Source organism: Proteiniclasticum sp. (assembly GCF_003514505.1).
Taxonomy (GTDB): domain Bacteria; phylum Bacillota; class Clostridia; order Clostridiales; family Clostridiaceae; genus Proteiniclasticum.
Map to the genome: position 1 here is coordinate 50,692 of NZ_DOPX01000012.1, position 19,473 is coordinate 70,164.

At 41.1% G+C, this 19,473-nt stretch carries 17 protein-coding genes; 4 read left to right on the plus strand and 13 right to left on the minus strand.

Annotated features, from left to right (window positions below):
• Nucleotides 1-7 precede the first annotated feature (7 nt).
• The 10 genes from DEF30_RS03585 to hflX form a co-directional block, all read right to left on the minus strand.
• The gene (locus DEF30_RS03585; RefSeq protein WP_294096596.1) at nt 8-1,051 is read right to left on the minus strand and encodes a hypothetical protein; all 1,044 of its coding nucleotides are present in this window, start codon (nt 1,049-1,051) and stop codon (nt 8-10) included.
• A 554-nt stretch (nt 1,052-1,605) separates the two neighbouring features.
• The gene (locus tag DEF30_RS03590; RefSeq protein WP_294096598.1) at nt 1,606-1,929 is read right to left on the minus strand and encodes a hypothetical protein; all 324 of its coding nucleotides are present in this window, start codon (nt 1,927-1,929) and stop codon (nt 1,606-1,608) included.
• Between the two features lie 76 nt (nt 1,930-2,005).
• A complete protein-coding gene (locus tag DEF30_RS03595; protein WP_294096600.1) occupies nt 2,006-2,917 on the minus strand; it encodes a pseudouridine-5'-phosphate glycosidase in 912 nt (303 codons plus the stop codon).
• On the minus strand, nt 2,914-4,020 hold the full coding sequence (locus DEF30_RS03600) for a PfkB family carbohydrate kinase (RefSeq protein WP_294096602.1): 1,107 nt from the start codon (nt 4,018-4,020) through the stop codon (nt 2,914-2,916). The genes DEF30_RS03595 and DEF30_RS03600 overlap by 4 nt, the downstream gene beginning before the upstream one ends.
• Nucleotides 4,021-4,128: 108 nt before the next feature.
• The gene (locus DEF30_RS03605; protein WP_294096604.1) at nt 4,129-4,941 is read right to left on the minus strand and encodes a hypothetical protein; all 813 of its coding nucleotides are present in this window, start codon (nt 4,939-4,941) and stop codon (nt 4,129-4,131) included.
• Nucleotides 4,942-5,100: 159 nt separating this feature from the next.
• Nucleotides 5,101-5,913 carry a ZIP family metal transporter gene (locus DEF30_RS03610; RefSeq protein ID WP_294096606.1) on the minus strand — a complete coding sequence of 271 codons (813 nt, stop codon included), beginning with the start codon at nt 5,911-5,913 and terminating at the stop codon, nt 5,101-5,103.
• A gap of 31 nt (nt 5,914-5,944) precedes the next feature.
• Nucleotides 5,945-6,682 carry a YebC/PmpR family DNA-binding transcriptional regulator gene (locus DEF30_RS03615; protein ID WP_074910234.1) on the minus strand — a complete coding sequence of 246 codons (738 nt, stop codon included), beginning with the start codon at nt 6,680-6,682 and terminating at the stop codon, nt 5,945-5,947.
• A 47-nt stretch (nt 6,683-6,729) separates the two neighbouring features.
• Complete coding sequence (locus DEF30_RS03620; RefSeq protein WP_294096608.1) at nt 6,730-7,386, minus strand: YigZ family protein; 657 nt, start codon at nt 7,384-7,386, stop codon at nt 6,730-6,732.
• Nucleotides 7,386-8,279 carry a nucleotidyltransferase domain-containing protein gene (locus DEF30_RS03625; RefSeq protein WP_294096610.1) on the minus strand — a complete coding sequence of 298 codons (894 nt, stop codon included), beginning with the start codon at nt 8,277-8,279 and terminating at the stop codon, nt 7,386-7,388. The genes DEF30_RS03620 and DEF30_RS03625 overlap by 1 nt, the downstream gene beginning before the upstream one ends.
• Nucleotides 8,260-10,068, minus strand: a complete 1,809-nt coding sequence (gene hflX / locus DEF30_RS03630; RefSeq protein ID WP_294096611.1) for a GTPase HflX — start codon at nt 10,066-10,068, stop codon at nt 8,260-8,262. Before hflX ends, DEF30_RS03625 begins: the two co-directional genes overlap by 20 nt.
• Nucleotides 10,069-10,169: 101 nt before the next feature.
• Here hflX and hpt point away from each other — a divergent pair, with 101 nt between their 5' ends.
• From hpt to mgtE, 3 genes are all read left to right on the plus strand, one after another.
• Nucleotides 10,170-10,691, plus strand: a complete 522-nt coding sequence (gene hpt / locus DEF30_RS03635; RefSeq protein WP_294096613.1) for a hypoxanthine phosphoribosyltransferase — start codon at nt 10,170-10,172, stop codon at nt 10,689-10,691.
• Nucleotides 10,692-10,801: 110 nt separating this feature from the next.
• Entirely contained in the window at nt 10,802-13,291 is a 2,490-nt protein-coding gene (locus tag DEF30_RS03640) for a transglycosylase domain-containing protein (protein WP_294096615.1), read from the plus strand.
• 116 nt (nt 13,292-13,407) lie between these two features.
• Nucleotides 13,408-14,745 (plus strand): magnesium transporter, encoded by a 1,338-nt coding sequence (mgtE, locus tag DEF30_RS03645; protein ID WP_294096616.1) that lies wholly within the window; start codon nt 13,408-13,410, stop codon nt 14,743-14,745.
• A 37-nt stretch (nt 14,746-14,782) separates the two neighbouring features.
• On the opposite strand, the gene DEF30_RS03650 is transcribed toward mgtE, so the two are convergent.
• Nucleotides 14,783-15,424, minus strand: coding sequence for a lactate utilization protein (locus DEF30_RS03650; protein ID WP_294096617.1), 642 nt, complete (start codon nt 15,422-15,424; stop codon nt 14,783-14,785).
• A gap of 143 nt (nt 15,425-15,567) precedes the next feature.
• Between DEF30_RS03650 and yaaA the strand changes: the two genes are divergently transcribed.
• Complete coding sequence (gene yaaA, locus DEF30_RS03655) at nt 15,568-16,308, plus strand: peroxide stress protein YaaA (protein WP_294096620.1); 741 nt, start codon at nt 15,568-15,570, stop codon at nt 16,306-16,308.
• Nucleotides 16,309-16,338: 30 nt separating this feature from the next.
• Here the strand turns inward: yaaA and hemW are convergent, their stop codons facing one another.
• Nucleotides 16,339-17,469 carry a radical SAM family heme chaperone HemW gene (hemW, locus tag DEF30_RS03660; protein ID WP_294096622.1) on the minus strand — a complete coding sequence of 377 codons (1,131 nt, stop codon included), beginning with the start codon at nt 17,467-17,469 and terminating at the stop codon, nt 16,339-16,341.
• A gap of 8 nt (nt 17,470-17,477) precedes the next feature.
• On the minus strand, nt 17,478-19,280 hold the full coding sequence (gene lepA / locus DEF30_RS03665; RefSeq protein ID WP_294096624.1) for a translation elongation factor 4: 1,803 nt from the start codon (nt 19,278-19,280) through the stop codon (nt 17,478-17,480).
• Nucleotides 19,281-19,473: the final 193 nt, after the last annotated feature.

Consider the following 19,473-nt stretch of genomic DNA (forward strand, 5'->3'; position numbering starts at 1 on the left):
TCTAAATTCACTTCTGTTTGCGTTCTAAATTCTTTAATAGAGATTTTTTATACAAAGAAAAGTATCTGAATATCACCCATCTTCTTTGTAACGATAAATCTTTGTCGTAAAATAATGTTGTTCCTTTATTTGCTGTTTTTTTTGCTTGATGAAATAGTTCTAAATCTGTTCTTTCAAGCATCTTATATACAGTACCGGAAAAGCAATTCATCCATAAAAAATTCTTGTCTCCATAGATAATACTTTCGACAGGTTTCCTCATTACAAGATCTTCCACGATTGGCACAGCAATATTGGCTCCTGCAAGAGTTGAGAAAAAACTGCTTCTGCCTTGACGCATATTGATCTCAAACACTTTAAACTTGCCATCTGACGCGTCAAGTTTAAAATCAAAATTCGATAATCCAGTATAGTTGATGCTTTCAAGGAAGTGCTTTATTTTACGATAAAGCATCTGGACATCTTCATTCATTTCCGTACTGATTATCGCCACATAATTTCCTCTCATGACTGGATCCGGATCCTCAATGGCGATTCTTCCAAGTGACATAAGTCTCACTTTCCCTTGACTGTCTGAGTATACATTCATGACATACTCATTTGTCACATCCCCATAAACATATTCCTGTAGTATCATGTTATGTTTATACCCTGCTCCATAGATTGAACTGAGTGCTTTATTCAACGAATCTGCATCTTCGAGAATATACGCTTTTTCTTTACCTTCAAATTTGAGATCAAAATAATCGCTGCTTTCAGCTGGTTTTAAGACAACGGGGAAAGAAAGCTCTGATTTGTGTTCTGAATAGTTCCTATGATCAATCATTTCAGCTTTAGGATAATCCAGTTCATACTTCTCGCATAATTCATAAAAATTCATCTTATTTGACAGGAAGATCCCTTGTTCTGCTTCAGTGTAAGGGATTACGTAGTATTTGCTCAGCTCATTGTAATTGCTTAAAATCCTAAAAACATACTGTTCACTTGCAGCAAACAAAATAAGCTTCTTATTGGAGTTTTCAACTGCATAATCTTTCAGTGTTTTTACCATGATGTCATCATTCGAAAAGTTCGGCACTTCTGTCACATCGCAAATTTTGGAATGATCCACCATAAGCAGCTTTCTTGTTCCAAATACTTTGCTGATGCTTCCATAAGCCATATGAAAAGCTCTTGCGACTCCATACGTATTCAAATCTGTACCGATGATAACAGGTTGGAAAAATACACTCTCTGTCATAGTAGAATCCTCACTTTCAGTTCTCTTTGATGATATCCATAATTATTGCATTCAATTTACATATTATACCATTGGGTTGGTCTTTCGCAAACAGTTGGAAAGCAACCTTCATTATAGACCTTATGACCTTCTGAGTGAAGTGAAAAATCCTGAAGCTTTTCTTATCTATAATCAATCCATCTCGTACTACACCTAGGGAAGTACTTCTCTTCGGGTCATAGCCCCTACAAATCTGATCGTCTCCCTATGGAAAATGGGTTCCCGCCGGAAAGCAGGAACCCATTAATATTGAAAGAGTATTATATCCTTACATTTATCCTAAAAGGAAACCAACTACATTATCTGCGAAGATCTGCAGCATAGAGCTATTTTACTTCTTCATCATAATCAACATCAACCACTTTGTGGTCCTGTGAAAAAAACGTATCGTCATGGACACTTTTCACCTGAGTCACTGGAGGTTCGTCTTCCTTTACAGTTGGTTCTGAATAGCTCCGATAATAATTCTCTTCTTTTCGCTTATAGCTCTCTCCAGTGGTACCAGAGAAAAGCGGGCGTATAAGACGCCTGTAGATATACCAAATCCCAAACCCCAACAGTATATAAGGCAACAAGGTAATGGCAAAAGATATTACTAAAAAAATTATTACAATGCTTATCAGAAAGCCTACTAAACTCTGTCCTCTCATCTTCATCTTCTCCCTCAGTTTTCTTGAACTATGCACCCATTCTACCGGAAGAAGATTAAATGAGCATTAAAGGTCCTTACAGTTTTGAATAAGCTACAGCAACTTTTGCAGCAACTTCTGCGTTGTTGTATACCAGCTGGATGTTTGACTCAAGAGAATCTCCTCCAGTTATTTCCTTTATTTTTGCCAGAAGGAATGGTGTTGTCTCTTTACCTTTAATCCCTTTCTCATTCGCTTCAACGACTGCATCTTCTATGACCTTTGTGATGAAAGCCTCGTCCATGGAGTAGTTTTCCGGAATCGGATTTGCAATGAGTGCTCCTCCATGGAGTCCAAGTGACCATTTGGTCTTCAGAACTGATGCCATCTCTTCTGGTGTGTCAATTTGATAGTCCACTGGGAAACCGCTCTTTCTGGTATAAAAAGCTGGAAGCTCTTTTGTGCCATAACCAAATACAGGCACACCTTTGGTTTCAAGATATTCAAGTGTTAAGCCGATATCGAGGATGGACTTTGCACCAGCACATACTACCGCAACGTCAGTAGCCGCAAGCTCTTCTAAATCCGCGGAAATGTCCATGGTTGTTTCCGCGCCTCTATGTACACCACCGATGCCGCCTGTAGCGAAAATCTTGATCCCCGCCATATCGGCAATGATCATTGTGGATGCAACTGTGGTCGCACCATCTTTCTTCATAGAAACAATATAAGGGATATCCCTTCTGGAGACCTTTGCAACATCAGGAGCTTTCCCCATATAATCGATCTCTTCTTTCGTAAGCCCTGCTTTCAGAACACCACCAATGATACCGATGGTTGCAGGAACTGCGCCGTTTTCTCTGATGATTTCTTCCACTCGAAGGGCAGTTTCAACATTTTTAGGATATGGCATTCCATGAGATATAATCGTGGACTCCAATGCCACCACTGGCTTTCCGTTTTCTAGCGCTTCCTTTACTTCCTGGCTTGTAACTACATACTGATTCATTTCATTTCCTCCACTTTTTTCATTATTTTTCTGATTTCACTTTCGGACAGGTCCGGATTAATGGTTTCATAGGCATTCATGGCCATGACGGATGCTCCAATGGCGAATCTCACTTTATCCTTGATTGGAAAACCATGGAGCTCTGAGTAAACTAAAGCTGCCTGAAATGCATCTCCCGCTCCCGTGGCATTCTTTGGTGTCATCTTTGGTGCTTTCATTATCCCGTTCTTAAGACCATCGCTATAAAAAACGCCTTCAGGTCCCAATGTAATAAAAACATTCTTCACCCCTTCGGCATGGAAAAATCCACAGGCTTTCTCCAAATCATGATGATTTTGGATGGCTATGCCTGATAGAGCTTCTGCTTCCAGCCTGTTTGGTTTTATGGTATGGAATGCCCCAATAACACTCTTTGCTCGCAATGCTTTGGTATGGGATACGGTATCCAAAAACAGATCGTTCTCCTTGAATAAATCTACCCCATATCGGAAGATTTCCTCTTCCAAATTCGTATCAAATACGATCACCTGACTTTTAAGAATCACTTGTTTAGAATCTTCCAGATATTTTCTGTCCAGCTTCTTGAAAATATTCATCGAAGCAATGGCAAGATCCATATCATTTTCATGGTCAAGAATGGCCAGATACGTTCCCGTACCTTCCTCTTGCACTCTCTTCACATGGCTCATATCGATGCCGATTTTTTCTGATTCTTTGATGATCTGATCTCCATATATGTCTTCACCAACGACAGTGAACATTTTGGTATGTGTACCTAGTCTTGCAAGATTCTCCGCTATATTTCTTCCTACGCCGCCCAGGGAGACTTTTACGCCACCCGGATTAGAATCCTGACGTTTCAGTTCATGAAATGGATAACCCACAATATCCATGTTGGCACCACCTATGACAGACACGTGATCTCTCTCATCAACCACATAGCCTCGTCCTCTTATGATTCCTTTTCTCGTGAGATTGGTGATATGGACAGCTACGGAGGATCTTGTGATTTGAAGCGCTTCCGCAATCTCTTGTTGCGATACAAATGGATTCTTCTTGATGATTTCTATAATCTCGAATTCTCTCTGTGTAATTTTGATCACCTCCAAATAAGCTAATGCTTAATTAATAAGCTTATGTTAGTATTATAATGTAAAATTATTCCAGAATCAAGAGCTTACACAAAAAAAATAACCGCAGAAAACTGCGGTTTATCGTTTAATATCTACAAGGAGCCTGTTATACTCCTCATGCAACTCTATCAGGTTGTCTTTCGTTTCGGATGTGATATCTCCCGAAATCATTTGAGCAATTGAATTTTCAACATTCTTCAGCACTCCTAATGTCTCATACTTTGCCAAATAAGTTTCAGGAGGCAATGCAAGCTCTTCCACCAGGACATTCAGCGTGGCGCTTCGCTCTTTCAGGTCATATACATCGGACACATCCAGGACTTTATTCACTATCCCATTGAAAACATCTCCAAGCCCCAGACCTTTCATGAATCTGTTGACACGAAGTGTCGTCAGATGCGCGATATTCTCTTCTATGAGCTTGCCCTGACTTTCATAGCTTTCAACAACCGTATTAAACTTCTCCCGATAGTTCTCCAGCTGTTTCAGCTCTTCAGCCAATACTTGCTGCTGCTTTTCTATCTCCGCTTGAGCGATACGCTCTTGTTGGGTATCCACAGCAATTTTTACAGCATTATACGCTACAAACACAAACAAAGCCAACAGAATAACCAATGTCATGCGCATTATGACAGACTTTTTGGGCTTATTGAGTTCACGTTCAGGATCGTAAATTCCATCCTCATCCGGACTTTTTCTTCGCTCATAAAACGGACGGCTTTCATCTTTTACAACCTGCGGATTGTGATCTTGTGTCCGGGAACTTATGAACTTTTGATGATCCGAGCTATATCCGCCCAGAGTAACTTTTTTTCCAGTTAAAGGAGAACCGCACTGGTTGCAGTACTTGCTTCCCTCAACATTGCCATGTCCACAAATCGAACACTTCAAAATCCATCACCTACTTTATTATTAGTTCCACTATACACCAGTGACATTATACGATTCTTTGCAAAGCATAAACTTTTCCTTAAAAGTGAATCTGTTTGAATCAAAATCTTGAAATAAAAAAGACCAGATATCACAATATCTGATCCATTCCTTCTTGTATTATCCAAGTGCAACATCCAGAATCATCATGATGGTAAAACCTACCATAACACCCATGGTTGCATAGTCTGAGTTATTGTTTGACTGCGCTTCAGGTATCAGTTCTTCCACAACCACATAAATCATTGCACCAGCTGCAAAGCAAAGTGCAAAGGGAAGAATACTTCTCATGCTTAGAACAAGCAGAGCCCCCAAAACACCTGCAATGGGCTCAACGATTCCTGAAGCCTGACCATAAAGAAATGCTTTTGTTCTGCTCATCCCTTCACGCCTGAGTGGAATAGAAACCGCTGCCCCTTCAGGAAAATTCTGAAGGCCGATACCAATGGCAAGAGCAATGGCTCCCATGAGACTCGAGGATTCAATTCCGGCTGCTACAGCCCCAAAAGCTACCCCCACCGCCAGCCCTTCTGGAATATTGTGAAGAGTTATGGCTAGGACCAGCAAAACACTTCGCTGCCAGGATGTTTTAGGACCTTCCTTTACTTTGGGACCTAATCCAAGGTGCATATGGGGAAGAGTCTTATCTACAATAAATAGAAACAGACCACCTGACATGAATCCCATGGCCGCCATAAGCCATGGATTGAATCCCATTTCTTCAGCCAGGTCAATACCCGGACTGATCAGCGACCAGAAACTTGCAGCGATCATTACACCTGCAGCGAACCCCAACATCGTATCAAACACTTTTTTATGAATGGTTTTAAAGAAGAAAACCAGCGCTGATCCCAGGGCCGTAACTCCCCATGTAAACAGCGTGGCAAATAAGGCTTGAATGGTGGGATCGAAACGTTCAAAGAATGCAACCATAGGTTCACCTCAACTTCCTGTGTTTTTATGCCTATCCTTCAAAATCCTCATGGAACTCTGCATTATGATAAACATTATCCACATCTTCATCTTCCAGCAGCTTATCCACTAATTTTTGGAAGAGGATGGATGTTTCTATATCCAACGACGTAGTCACATTAGGAATCATAGTCACTTCACCCTCGAGGATTTCAATTCCCGCTTCTGATATCGCCGCTTTTACAGCATCAAATGCTTCAGGCTCTGTAATGATTTCTAGAACCTCTTCTTCGGAAGTCATATCCTCAGCCCCACTTTCCAGCGCAAGCATCATGATTTCTTCTTCATCCAACTCTTCCGTCTTCTCGATGACAATCTGGCCCTTCTTATTGAACATAAACATAACTGAACCGGAAGTACCTAGATTTCCACCGAACTTATCAAAGATATGTCTTACATTTCCTGCTGTTCTGTTCTTATTGTCCGTATAAGCTTCCACAATCACTGCTACGCCATTGGGGCCATATCCTTCATAAACCATGTCTTCGTAATTTGCGCTGTTTACATCTCCAGCAGCTTTCTTCAGCAATCTTGTGATGTTGTCATTGGGCATGTTGGCCGCTTTCGCCTTTAGTATCACATCCCGCAGCTTTGCATTGGTTTCTGGATTGGTTCCATCCTTCGCTGCCATCATCAGTTCCTTGCCGATTTTAGTAAATATCTTTCCTCTTTTGGCATCTACCTTGCTTTTTTTCGCTTGAATATTATGCCATTTAGAATGTCCTGACATATCAATCACCCTCCATTTTCTTACAATCCACTATTATAGCACTCCTGCTAGCCTTCTTCAAACTCTTTATAGAGCCGCTGCTCCATCTTGTAGTATAAAGATGCATCTGAAACTGAAATTCTTGCATGGCTGGATGTAAGGTTGACTATATCGCTTTTTAGTATTTGCAGTGCAGTTTCTTCAATGTAGATTTTCAGTGTAACCTCTGAAGTGTACTCAATCTCTTCTGTCTCAATCTGCTTTTCCCTCAGGTAGTGTTGAACCTTCCCTAAAAGATCATATTCAATGTGCAGGTCCACTTCAAAACCGAGAACCCGTTCCACAATACCAGAAGCTTTTACAGCATCCGATGCTCCTTTCACGTAGGCTCTAGTTAAGCCGCCAGCTCCAAGAAGGATCCCGCCAAAGTACCTTGTGACCACAACGCACACATTTCTCAAGTCATTTTTCTTAAGAACCTCGAGTATGGGAATCCCCCCAGTACCTTGTGGTTCCCCATCATCGCTGTATCTTTGAACATTCATGTTCTCACCAATGGTGTAGGCATACACATGATGCCTCGCATCTTTATACTTCGCTTTGATTCCATCAATAAATGCTCTTGCTTCCTCTTCTGAGAAAACCCTTTTACAAGCTCCTATAAAAGTAGATTTCTTTTCTACAAATTCTGTCTCTGATCTTCGTAAAACCGTTTTATATCCCATTACAGCCAGTACACATTCTCCTTTATAAGTTCTTTTCCGGAAGGCGTCTTCACTTCTCTGAAGTCTCTTTTTAAAAGATTCTTGTGATGAAGGAGGTTCAGAATGCCTTCCATCTGTATATCGAAGTTCTGGAACAAATGGTCTGCAATGATCTCCCTCGCACTCATAGGTTGTGATTTATCTCTGAAGTACTGCAGAATCACTTCAGAAGCTTCTGTGATCTCCTGATCTATGGTCTGTTTCAGGTACTTGTTCACCTGTCTAATTTTCTTCTCTAGATTTTCACCAGAAACCAGGTATTGGTATTTTTCCTCATAGACCGGATCAAGACCAGCAGCCATCCCTATGGTATCTTTGGAGATCATATACCCTCTGGAGTTGACATAAACGGATGCATAGAGCTCCATGGACTCCAGAACAGAATTGTATGCACCATAAAAGTTTCTGTTATGAAGAAACTTATCTGTCGCATCTATGCTCTTGATGAGTTTGCCCAAGTAAGACAGTGTCCATTTTCTTCTGTCCATTTCAGGATAGAATCTGCATTGGTTATAATGCTCTGTAATATCACCGTCTTTTGAGAAAACAAGCTTTGAAGAGGAAAAAATCCTATGAATATAGCTTCCCTTCACCTCAAGCCCTTTTAATGTCATGAACTCTTTCTTGCTCATCACCTTAAAATGTACTGGCACCCCATGTTCCATTGAATAGACATTTTCGACGCCCTCTTCTTCACCATCATAAATCACAAAGAAATCAATATCTGAGTTTTCCCAAAGATCTCCATTGACAATGCTGCCAAAAACAAAAGCTGCCAGAATATCTCGTGTATCACTCATACTCTTGGTTACTTCATGATAAACTCTCTGATATTCAATGATAAGATTCTTCATGGTCTCCTCCTTCAATGATAAAGGGTTCAAATTTCACAAAGTCTTTTTTCAGGATCTTGGCTCTGATCTTCGTTCCCAGTTCCTCATAGGATTCCTGAAGCAGCACACCACTTTCATGAACAGATGAGATGAGTTTCTGCTGGTCATATGGTATCAGTGCTTCTATTTCCAGCAAATGATCTGGAAGAACCTCGTTGAACAGCGCCATCAGTTCTTTCAGATTCGTCCCATTTTTTGCAGATATCTCAATAATTGGATACTTCCCATGGTAAAGTTCTTCCACTTGCTCTGTGACATAACTCTTCCCTTTATCAATTTTATTGATGGCAATGATTCTTCTTGTTTCACCAGCACCAATCTCATGGAGCACTTCATCCACTGCAACTGCTTGTTTCAGACAGTCATCCACTGATCCGTCAATCACATGAACCAAGAGATCTGAATAGATTACTTCTTCCAGTGTGGATTTAAATGCTTCCACAAGATCATGGGGGAGCTTTCTGACAAAACCTACCGTATCTGTTAATGTCACCACTCTATTATTTTCAAGACTTAATGCTCTTGTGGTTGTATCAAGTGTTGCAAAGAGCATATCCTTTTCCAAAACCTTTTCTTTCACCACCGCATCTTTTGATGCAATATCAGCCAAAGCATTTCTGAGTGTGGATTTACCAGAATTGGTATACCCCACCAGGGAAATTCTTGGAATCTCATTCTGATTTCGGTTTTCTCTCTGGACTCCTCTAATAGCTACAACTTTTTTCAGTTCGTTTCTTAGATCATTCACTCTCTCTCGGATCTTTCGACGGTCAATCTCAAGTTTCTGCTCACCAGGCCCTCTCGTTCCAATGCCTCCACCGGTTCTGGACATAACCGTACCAAGACCAATAAGTCTGGACATTCTATATTTCAATTGAGCCAGTTCCACCTGAAGCTTTGCTTCTTTACTTCTGGCTCTTTTCGCGAAAATCTCTAGAATCAACGTCGTACGGTCAATGACTTTCACCCCAAGCTCATCCTCAAGGTTTCTGATCTGACTGCCAGACAGTTCGTCATCAGCGATGACCATATTGCTTCTCGAAAGCTGCAGTGCATCTCTGATTTCAGACACTTTACCCTTGCCGACATAATATGCATTGTCCTGGGTTGCCCTCTTCTGATAGAGGAGTTCTCCTACAGAAACCTCTGCGGCTTTTGCCAGTTCCCGAAGTTCATAAAGACTTTCTTCCGAATCCAGCCCAATAAGAACCGCACGCTCTTCTTCCTCTTCCAAATCTTCCGCATCCAGAAGAAGACCCTCATTAAAGAGGATCCGATCAATGATATTGAATCTTTGGGCTTCTTCAACACTAAGAGGTTTTGTGGCTTCCACATGAATTCTCTGATTTTCTACTGTGAGGAAGCCCATGACCACTTCAGGAGTTTCCTTGACCCCTATGGCAACGATCGCATCCAGTTTCATTTTTACCAGAGCTGAAATATCCAGCGCTGAAAGATTCGGATTGCCGTTGGGATGTGTATGAACGACCCGTACTCTTGAGAGTTTGTTGTCTCTCAAGTCCACCAAAGGCATGGAAACAGTACTGCTGTCACCAATGGTGACTTCCAGCACCTTTCCCTTTCGGTCAATTAGTACACTGACTTCACGGTTCAGTTCTTCTGTGGCTTTTGTCATAATTTGGATAATTTCGTCATTTAAAAATGAATATTTTTCAGTTTTTATATCAAAAATCGCTTCCAATTCTTCTAGGATACGCTTCCGTACACCTTCAATATTTCCAGTAATCACAAGATTCCCTCCTTTTTTCCAAGGTTCTTGACATATTCACATCAATTATATATTATTTACTTTAATATGTACACTTTGAAAGGAAACGGTGAAGGAAGCCCATGGAAAACAAAGAGAGAAATATTCTCATATCAGCTGAGGAGATTCAGGATAAGGTTAAGATTGTAGGAGCACAAATTACTGAGGACTATAAAGGCAAAAAACTGTATGTGCTGTCTCTGCTTAGAGGTAGTTTTATTTTCACAGCGGATCTTGTGCGGGCCATCGATTTAGACACTACCATCGGCTTTATGACAACCTCATCTTACGGACATAGTGAAACATCCAATGGCAGCTGTAAAGTTGTGAATGATGTGCCTGACAACATCGAAGGCTATGATGTGCTCATTGTGGATGATATCATTGATACCGGAATCACCATGGAGTTTGTCGTAGATTATGTCAAAGCCAAAGGTGCGAATTCAGTGAAGACATGTACCCTTTTAGATAAGCCATCCAGAAGAAAAGTAGAAATTACTGCTGATTACTGCTGCTTTGAAATCGAAGATGTCTTCGTTGTAGGATATGGTCTGAACTATGGAGATTTCTATCGAAATATCCCTTATGTTTTCAACTGGAAATAGTTCAAGAAGAGAATTGTCAAGGAATCTTAAGAGTTTAATAAAGATGCTCTACTTCAAGGTAGAGCATCTTTTATGCTATAATACTTAGGTAAATATTCTACGGAGGTAAGATGATGGTAAGTAAGCCAAATACGCGAAAGAACGCCAAAAGCAACTCCTTCACCTATTTCGCGAAATTCGTAAAGTTCTTTTTTATTTTGTTTATGATTATAACGATGGCAGGTTCACTCTATGTGGCCAAAATTGTCCTTGATATTGCAGAAGAAGCTCCTGAAGTATCCATCAACCGCTTTCTGTCTCTAAACGAGCCCAGTATTGTGCTGGATGATGAAGGCAACCAGATGGACCTGATCCATACCGATGAGGTTCGTTTCCCCATCGCTCTGGAAGACATGGGGCAGAATATCATTGACGCGTTCATCTCCATCGAGGATGAACGTTTTGAAAAACACAAAGGTGTGGATTATCGACGAACTATAGGGGTTACTCTCCGAGACATAGTAGGTCAGGTCACCGGTAATAGAGACATGCAGGGTGGTTCCACTCTGACGCAGCAGATTATCAAGAATACTTTCCTCACAAGAGAGCAGAAGTATGAAAGAAAAATCAAGGAAATTTTCATGGCCCTTCGCGCGGAGAAAATGCTGACAAAAGATCAGATTCTAGAAACATATCTCAACAGCATCTTCCTGGGTGGTCGAGCCAACGGTGTGGAAGCGGCAGCCAGACAGTACTTTAATAAGTCCGCAAAAGACCTGACTGTAATCGAAGCTGCCTATATCGCGGGCACAACCCAAAGCCCCACAAACTTTTATGCATTCTCACAAAGCTCCACGGCAAATCCGCAAAAGTATATCAACCGTACTCAGCTTGTCCTGAACGCTATGAGAGACAACAAGAAGATCTCTGAAGAAGAGTATGCACAATATACAGATCAGCTGAACTCTGCACTGATAGATCCTGATGAAAAAATCGCAAAAGGCGAAGAATTGCGCCTGAAATTTGAATCAGGAGAAATCACTGAAGAAGAATACAACTACCAGACGGATGTGTTAGAAACGGGAATTGTGTTCAACCAAACCAGTATTGTGTCAGACAAGTACAATTATGAGTACTTCACCCGTCCAGTCCTTGATCAGGTCAAAGCTGATCTGAAGGAAGTCAAAGGATATACCGACGAAGAGATTGAGCAAATGATTGCCTATGGTGGATTGGTCATTCACTCCACCATGGACAGAGATGCCCAGGATTATGCTCAATCCGTTCTCTCTGACTTTGAAAATGTAAAAGCAGAATATGTGCTCGTATTGGAAGAAGAAGATAAAGCAACGGGAACCATTGTGGAGAAAGAAGACAGAAGAGAGGCCGAAGCCGCATTCTCCGCAGTAGATTACAAAAGCGGTCAGGTTAAAGTACTTGTTGGGGGACGTGACGCTTCAACACCGGGCACAAAAAACAGAAGCTATTATTCTGATACCTTTGGTGTTTTGGGTGTTCTTAGAGGATTAGGATCTGCCACAAAACCCCTCACCGTTTATGGCCCTGCACTGGAGTCAGGTACAATCAATTTAGGGTATGCAGCTCTTGATGAGCAGTTTAAGAGGCCTCAAGACAACGCCATCTTAAACTCCATCAATGTAGCTGGTAACCGTACAAGTTATCCAAATAACGTGAATTTCAGATACACCGGTCCCACTACCATCCGAAAGTCATTGGTGAACTCCTACAATACTGTAGCTATGAGAACTCTGATAGGCTTAGGTGATTTTCAATCGGTGGCCATGTCCTATGGTGAAAAATTTGGACTAGTATTTCCTAAAAATGAAGACGGCAGCTACAACCGCGCACCAGTGGGAGCCGCCTATCTGTCCTTAGGACGTAATCAGCAAATGGACAAAGATGGTGCGAACCCCTTAATTGTTTCAGGTGCCTATGGTGCCTTCGGCAATAACGGTGTTGTCACTGAAAACATTCTTTATACGAAAGTCACAGATGCAGACGGAAGAATCATCTTAGAAAAAATTCCAGAATCCACTCAGGTTCTCTCTGCTCAGAATGCGTATTTACTCTATGACGTAATGAAAGATGTAGTGAAAAACAATGTACCAGGTACAAGACTGACCTCCATGCCATTGGCCGGTAAGACAGGTACCAACACCAAAGGAGATCAAAGCGATCAGATTGACCTTTGGTTTGCAGGTGTCTCTCCCTATTACTCAGCAACCATATGGTTTGGAAATGACTATAACTCCCGTCTCCTGATTCCAGGAACTGATCGGGGTATCTCCTCCTATTCCACTCAGTATGCTTATGGAAAGATCATGGCATACCTGCATGAAGGCCTTGAGGTAAAAGATATCGCAAGACCATCCGGACTAACAAGTGCATCCTTCTGCTTTGTGTCAGGTGGAATCCCCAATGAGCAGTGCTATATTGAAAACACTGTGGCGTCAGACCTATTCGTCAGTGGCACACAGCCAAAACAAGTATGTACTGTTCATACCTATGAACCACCTGTAATTGACCCGATTCCGGAAGAGCCAGAAACACCAGCTCAGACTCCAGGAAACCCGGGCAACGGCAATGGAAACGGCAACTAGTAGATAACCTATGAAAATAGAACCTCTGAGAAGAAAACTTTTCAGAGGTTCTATTTGTTTGTACAGCTTCTGCTGTATACTGGAATAGACGGCATCAGGATGAAAGAAGGTGGATTATGAAAACAAAAGAACAGATCCTATTGGAAACCATAGAAAATGCAACACTTGAAGAAATCATTGAATTATCAGAAGAACTGCATCCTGTAGATCTGCTTGAAGCCTTACAGGCCTATGAAGGAAACTCAAAAGATCTTCTGGATAAATTCCCCGACGAATATATTGCCATGGTCATTGATGAAGCAGAACTGGATGAAAAATATGAAATCCTTTCTTTGTTTCCCCAAAAACAGAAGCAGGAGATCATCTCAGAAATGTCCTCCGATGAACTGGCAGATATGCTTGGAACCATCGATGAGGAAAGTCAGCGTAATTTGCTGGATGGGATGGAAGAGGACTATCGGGAGGAGATGGAAGAACTTCTCTCCTATAGTCCAGAGACAGCTGGTGGTCTTATGGCCACAGAATACATCGCTGTGAAAGAATCCATGTCCATTGACGAAACATTGAAGTTTCTGAGAGATATTTCACCAAATGCAGAAACGCCGTACTACATCTATGTAACAGATGACCACAAAATGTTAAAGGGTATTGTTCCCATCCGAAGCATTTTGATTTCTGAACCAAAAGCCCTGGTTAAAGATGTCATGGTACAAAATGTCACAACCATTCCCATTGACATGGACCAGGAGGAAGTTTCCAACTTATTCCAGAAATACGGCTATATGGCAATGCCTGTTGTGGATAGAGATCAGATTCTCATGGGGGTCATTACTCTGGATGATATCATTGAAGTCATGTCTGATGAGCACACAGAAGATTTGTATCGTCTCGCCGGACTGGACGAAGAAGAAGAAGTGGACGGGACCATACTGGACTCTATCAAGAGCAGACTTCCCTGGCTTATTGTAAACCTTGGTACTGCAATGCTCGCATCTACAGTGGTACGGCTATTTGATGACACCATCGGGAAAGTAGTAGCATTGGCTGTGTTTATGCCCATTGTCGCAGGCATGGGCGGAAATGCGGGAACGCAAACCCTTACACTTATTGTAAGGGGAATCGCATTGGGCGAGATAGACTTTGAAAACAAGAAAGAGATCTTGAAAAAGGAAAGCCTGGTAGGATTGATTCACGGAGTAATCTTGGGACTCATCGTCGCCTTGATAGCTGGACTCTGGGAGCATAATTTTGTCTTTGGCTTTGTCATCGGCTCTGCAATGCTGCTCAATATGGTAATTGCTGCATTGGCTGGATTTTTCATCCCTCTTCTATTAAAAAAACTGAACATCGATCCCGCTCTGGCTTCTTCAGTTTTTGTCACTACCATGACTGATGTCCTTGGTTTTTCCATATTCCTTGGTCTTGCCACGGTTCTGATCCGTTATCTGATATAACAAAAGCTCCTTCTACATTGAAGGAGCTTTTGTTATATCAATATCCGAGTTCTGTCGGTAGTATCAGAACCTCAATTCTATCTTTGACACTTTGACGCTTGATTAAGGTGTATTCACTGCAGATGCGATCTTTCGCATTGCACTCTGTGCAGCTGCCCAGTTTTGTGCAGGGCGTATCCCGGTTGAGTCTTACATTATTTGCAGGAGCTGCGATGGATCTGATTCTGCCTACAGCTTCCTCTTCTGTATCCACAATTTTGTTTAAGCCAATGATAACAAAGACTTTATCTGGACCAAAAAGCATTGCTGCGACTCGATTCCCGACATGGTCAATATTATAAAGGTGCCCATCAAGTGTAATTGCATTGGTCGAAGTAAAATAAAAGTCTGCGAAAAAGCTGTTTCTGAATACTTCCTTTCTCCCTTCCATCGACAAACCTTCCTCATAACGGTCAAAAAACGTTACATTTCTGGTTCGTAAATATTCAATGACACCAACCTCAAAGAGTGTCTGAGAACCTCCCACAGCCACCTTTACCCCATCTGGAATCTGCTGATTCATATACTCTTGAAGGGCCTCTCTATCTTTTAGAAAAGTTCCCTTCATCTGGTTTTTTTCTAGGTTCTTCATAAGTCTTTCAATTTTCATTTGCCATACTGCACTTAGATGCTGATCCATTTAAACTCCCCCTTTTTATATACAACTATTATACCGTAACTTTTTCACTTTGGGAGTAGTATTGATTTTCTTCTTACCAAACTTCTTCAATACAGCAATTAAGTATGATACAATTTAATCGGAATGATATTAGGAGGGAACGAATGATTGCTATTGTATCACCTTCAAAAACAATGAGGGAAGAAAACAGAAAAATACGAACCACAAGCCCAAAATTTATTTCTGAAACTGATGTCCTTGCAGAGGAGCTGAAAAACTACAGTATCTCAGATCTTGAAAAGCTCATGGGCATCAGTGAAGATCTGGCTATACTGAACTATGAGCGCTTTCAGAATTATTCTTATGCTACGGAGTATCCTGCATTATTTCTATTCAGAGGAGATGTGTTCAGAGGGATCGATGCAGATACACTTACACAAGACGAAATCCAGTATCTCAATAAACACCTCCGTATTCTTTCAGGGTTTTACGGTGTGCTGAGACCACTGGATCGAATGAAACCTTACCGCTTAGAAATGGGGACAAAGCTCAAGACCCTCCGCGGAAAGGATCTGTATTCATTTTGGGGAGCGCAAATCAAAACATTGCTGGAAAAGGAAGCGAAAAATCAGATCTTGATCAATCTAGCCTCAAAAGAATATGCAAAAGCAGCCAAACTACATGAGATAAAACTCAATGTGTATGATGTTGAATTTCGAGAGAAGAAAAACAATAAATTCCCTATTATAGCTTTTTACGCTAAGATTGCGCGGGGAGAAATGGCTCGGTTCATGGCTAAAAACAACGTTCAGCAGATAGATCAGCTGAAAGAATTCAACTACAGCGGTTATGTGTATAATGAAGACCTGTCAAGCGAGAAAAGACTGGTTTTTACAAGAGGTTAATAAGAACCCAAAGGCTCAGCCTTTGGGTTCTTATACGCTCAACAGAAAATCACTTAAAACATGGTTTGAAAATTCTATACCCTTTTTAGTAAATCGAAGCACTTCAGGTGTATCTATAAGAAGTCCCGATTCTACATGCTTTCGAATACTTTTCTCATAATAGGACTCAATGGTCCGTTGAAAACGCACTTCAAATTTCTTCTTATCCAGACCACGCATCATGCGCATCCCCATAAATACATACTCTTCCACTTCTTCTTCTTTTGTATTTTCATGTTTTCTGACTGAAGCGCTTCCTGTATTTTGGATCAAGCGAATATAACCTTCTACGGTCTTTATGTTCTCTTGGCGCTCACCATTGTAATACTCATGGGATGAAGTTCCTGTACCTATATAATCCTCACCTGACCAGTATCTGATATTATGCCTGCAGTACTTTCCATCTTTGGCATAGTTCGAAATCTCATACCGCTCATAACTATTTTCGCCAAGAGTCTTCAAAATCATCTCATTCATCTTTCGTTCTGTTTCCTCATCGGGAAGGAACAACTCATTTCTCTTTGCCCGATAGTAGAAAGGGGTGAACTCCTCTATGATCAGAGAATAGCAGGAAATGTGTTCGGGATTTAACACGGCTACATCTGAGAGAGTTTTTTGTAGTATGTTTAAGTTCTCATGTGGCAGTCCATAAATCAAATCAATATTGATGTTCATGAATCCCAAGTCTCGAAGCATTCTGTAGTTTTCTTCAAATTCCTTAAAGGTATGGATTCTGCCAATATCAAGCAAAATATTATCATTGCTTGATTGAAGTCCAATGGATAACCTATTGACCCCCATTTTTTTGATAACTTCAGCCTTTTCTTTTGTGATATTACCGGGATTACATTCCATTGTAAACTCTACATCATCAGTCTTTTGAACTTCACTTAGAGTCTTTGCAAGTCTTTCCAGCTCTTCTTTTGATAGAAATGAAGGAGTTCCTCCTCCAATAAAGATGGTGTCAAAAAGCAATCCCTGGGTCTTGTTTCGTATCTCGAGCTCCAATGCATCAAGATAATCATGAATCAGGTGACTTTTCCCCTGATAAGAGGCAAAATCGCAATAAAAGCACTTCTGCTCACAAAAAGGGATATGAATATAAAGTCCTATTGATTGCACTTCATCACCTACTCAACTTTCAGCACACTCATAAAAGCTTCTTGTGGTACTTCTACAGAGCCCACCTGCCTCATTCGTTTCTTTCCTTCTTTCTGTTTCTCCAGAAGTTTTTTCTTTCTTGAAATATCTCCACCATAACACTTCGCTAAGACGTCTTTTCTCATGGCTTTTACAGTTTCTCTCGCGATGACTTTAGACCCTACCGCTGCTTGAATTGGGATTTCAAACATATGTCTTGGAATGACTTCTTTGAGCTTCTCAGCAATATTTCTTCCCTTCACATAAGCCCTTTCGTCAGGCACAATCATAGACAAGGCATCCACAACTTCACCATTCAGGAGTATATCCAGTTTCACAAGTTTTGTTCTCTGATATCCTGTTAGTTCGTAGTCAAGGGATGCATACCCTCTAGTACGGGATTTTAGTGTATCAAAAAAATCATAAATGATCTCATTCAACGGAATGATATATGTGACGACTGCTCGGGTCTGCTCCACATATTCCATGCTTACGTAAGATCCTCTTCTGGACTGGCAAAGCTCCATCACCGCACCGACATAATCAGATGGAGTGATAATAGAAGCCTTGACTATGGGCTCTTCCATAAAATCAATCTCAGTGGCTGATGGCATATTCGTAGGATTTGTAATCTGAATCACTTCACCATCCGTTCTGTGTACATTATAGATAACAGAAGGAGCTGTAGTGATAATCGGAATACTGAACTCTCTTTCTATTCTCTCCTGAATGATTTCCATATGAAGAAGACCCAGGAAACCACACCGGAATCCAAATCCGAGTGCTACGGATGATTCATATTCAAAATCCAATGCGGCATCGTTTATCTGAAGCTTTTCCAGCGCTTCCTTCAGTTCTTCATAATCTGCACCATCTACAGGATAAATACCTGAAAAGACCATCGGTACTGCTTTTTTATAACCAGGCAGAGCTTCTACAGCAGGATTTTTCGCAGAGGTCACCGTATCTCCGACACGAGCATCTCTTACATTTTTTATACTGCCTGTGATATATCCGACATCACCAGCCTTCAATGCATCCACTGGTAGGTACTCCGGAATAAACACGCCTACTTCCGTTACTTCGTACTCTTTTCCCGTCGCCATAAACTTGACTTTCATTCCTGGTGTAATGGTTCCTTCCTTTACACGAACAAATGATACTACTCCTTTATAGGAATCATAAGTGGAATCGAAGATTAAAGCTCTTAATGTACCGTTCTCATCCCCTTCTGGTGCAGGAATATGTTGAATAATTCCTTCCAGTACATCCGGAATATTTAAGCCGGTTTTTGCTGATATCTTCGGACAGTCTTCTGCTTCCAAGCCAATAACATCCTCTATCTCTTTCACTACCTCATCAACTCTCGCAGAAGCTAAATCAATTTTATTGATCACCGGAAGTATTTCCAGGTCATTATCCAGCGCGAGATAGCAGTTCGCAAGGGTCTGAGCCTGAACACCTTGAGTTGCGTCAACAACCAGTATGGCGCCTTCACATGCCTGCAGACTTCTTGAAACTTCATAATTAAAATCCACATGACCTGGTGTATCGATCAAATTCAAAATATAATCGCCATCTTCACGATGATAAATAAGCCTCACCGCTTTTGACTTGATGGTGATGCCTCTTTCCTGCTCCAGTTCCATATTATCAAGGACTTGTTTGTCCATTTCTCTTTGTGACAGCGTTCCTGTATATTCAATCAAACGGTCTGCAAGGGTGGATTTTCCATGGTCTATGTGTGCAACGATGGAAAAATTTCTAATTTTCTTTTGTCTTTCACTCTGCATAACTTTCACCTCATAATTTTTTCCCACATTATATTATAGCATAATCGATACTCATCTTGATTATTTCTTTGAATTTATTTAACCTTGCTGTTAGAATAACACTTTACAATCAAATACTTCAAACACATCAATAACCAACCGCTTTGAATCCTCATTTTCTCTTTCTTGCTTTAATTTGTTTCCTCCCTGAATA